Here is a 2,087-nt window from a genome sequence, read left to right on the forward strand (position 1 = left end):
GGTCTCGATCGACCAGTCCTGGGCGGCGAGAAAATCGTCATTGGTGCCGATCACCGTCGTCCTGCGGTTCTTGCCCTCGGCAACGACCGTCACCGTCGAGATATTCTGCGGCGCGACGGCGCGCAGATCCGGCACCTGGTTGCGCAGCGCGGCGATATCGCGCTCGCTGAAGCCCTTCGCCGCCTCTGCCGGCGCGCCGGGCGCCCGTTGGCCGGGCCTGACGAACAGGATATCGGTTCCAAGGCGGGCGATCTCGCTGCGCACCTGTTCGGCCGTGCCGTTGCCGATCGTGACCATGGCGATCACGGCCGAAACGCCGATGACGACGCCAAGGACGGTCAGGAAGGAGCGCAGCAGGTTGCGGCGGACGGCGCGCAGGGCAAGCTTGATCATCTCAAGAAACATGGCCGTTCTCCTGTCTGTCGCCGCGTCCCGGCCGGTAGGCACGCTCGAGCGTTCCATCGAGAAACTGCATGCGCCGGCTGGCATAGCGCGCCACGTTCTCCTCATGCGTCACCATGACGACGGTGATACCGATCTCTGTGTTGAGGCCGGTGATCAGCTCCATGATCTCGTTGCTGGTGCGGGTATCGAGGCTGCCGGTCGGTTCGTCGGCGAGAAGCACGGCGGGTTCGGTGATCAGCGCGCGGGCGATCGCCACGCGCTGCTGCTGGCCGCCGGAAAGCTCCTGCGTGCGCTGGTCGAGACGATCGGCGAGGCCGACCTGCGACAGTGCGAACTCGGCGCGTTCGCGCCGTTCGCGCCGGCTGACGCCGCGATAGAGCAGGGGCAGTTCCACATTCTCGAGCGCCGAGGAGCGCGGCAGAAGATTGTAGCGCTGGAAGACGAAGGCCAGGAGGTGGCGGCGCAGCAAGGTGAGCTTGGTTGTCTTCAATTCGGTCGTGTCGACCCCCTGAAAATAGAACTGCCCGCTGGTTGGCCGGTCGAGCCAGCCGAGGATGTTCATCGCCGTCGATTTTCCGGACCCGGAAGGTCCCATGATAGACACGAACTCGCCGGCCTCGATCGCGAAATCGACGCCGTTGAGGGCGACGATCTCGGCCTCGCCTGTGCCATAGGTCTTGTAGACATTGCGGAATTCGATGAGCGGCGCCGTCGTCATGATCCTACCTCACTGCCCGTTTCTGCCGGTTGCGGTGATGACCTTGTCGCCGGCGCGCAGATCGCCGCCGGTCACGGCGGAAAACCGGCCGTCGCTGGCGCCGACCGTGATCTCGACCGCCATGGGTTCGCCATTGCGCAGGATCCAGACCGTGCGCGCGTCGCCCTCGGAGGAGCCTGCCGCTTCGCCGGGCGGGGTGAAGCGCAGCGCCGCATTCGGCACCAGAACGGCGTCCGGCATTTCGTCCACGAGAATATCGGCCGTCGCCGTCATGCCCTGGCGCAGGAGAAGGTCGGAATTGTCGACGGCGAGCACGGCCTTGTAGGTCACGACATCGCTGTTGAGTTCGGAGGCATAGCGGATCGACCGGATCTCCGCCGGAAAACGCCGACCGGGAAAGGCCTCGACCGCGAACGAGGCCTTCTGCCCCGGCTCGACCTGGCCGACATCGGCTTCGTCGACATTCACCCGGAGTTCCATCTCCGTCAGATTGCCGGCGATCACGAACAGCGTCGGCGCTTCGAGCGAGGCCGCCACAGTCTGGCCGACATCGACATTGCGGTAGAGCACGACGCCATCGATCGGCGAGCGGATGGTGGCCTTGCTGAGGCGCAGTTCGGCAAGCTCGAGCTCGGCGTTTGCCACCGCAAGCCGCGCCTCGGCGCTCTGCTGGTCGGCAAGGGCCGCGGCATGGGCGAACTGCGCGTCCTCCAGCTCCTGGCGCGGCGCCACGTCGCGCTCGGCAAGCGTGCGCGTGCGCTCCATCGTCGCCTTGGCGGATTCCAGATCGGATTTCGCCGCCGCGACATCGGCCTCGGCGGCGGCAAGCTTCGCCTTGGCGCTCAGGATATCGGCCCTCAGCTCGTCGGTCTCCAGTACAAGGAGCGTGTCGCCTGCCTTGACCGCGTCATTGAAGTCGGCGTGCACGGCCTTCACCGTGCCCGACAGTTCGCTCGATATGTCG

3 protein-coding genes are annotated in these 2,087 nt (G+C 66.1%); all 3 read right to left on the reverse strand.

The window, feature by feature from the left end:
• Positions 1-405, reverse strand: a 405-nt coding sequence (locus tag AC5DC2_RS23435; protein ID WP_491700223.1) for an ABC transporter permease, incomplete at its 3' end; no start/stop codon positions are given.
• Complete coding sequence (locus AC5DC2_RS23440) at positions 395-1,123, reverse strand: ABC transporter ATP-binding protein (RefSeq protein WP_491700224.1); 729 nt, start codon at positions 1,121-1,123, stop codon at positions 395-397. The genes AC5DC2_RS23440 and AC5DC2_RS23435, both read right to left, overlap by 11 nt.
• A 9-nt stretch (positions 1,124-1,132) precedes the next feature.
• The coding region (locus tag AC5DC2_RS23445) for an efflux RND transporter periplasmic adaptor subunit (RefSeq protein ID WP_491700225.1) at positions 1,133-2,087 on the reverse strand (955 nt) is incomplete at its 5' end.

The sequence above is a fragment of the Martelella sp. genome (assembly GCF_984369615.1).

Coding starts and splice junctions, on each gene's coding strand:
- AC5DC2_RS23440 (WP_491700224.1), bottom strand. CDS start 1,123: ATGACGACGGCGCCGCTCATCGAATTCCGCAATGTCTACAAGACCTAT.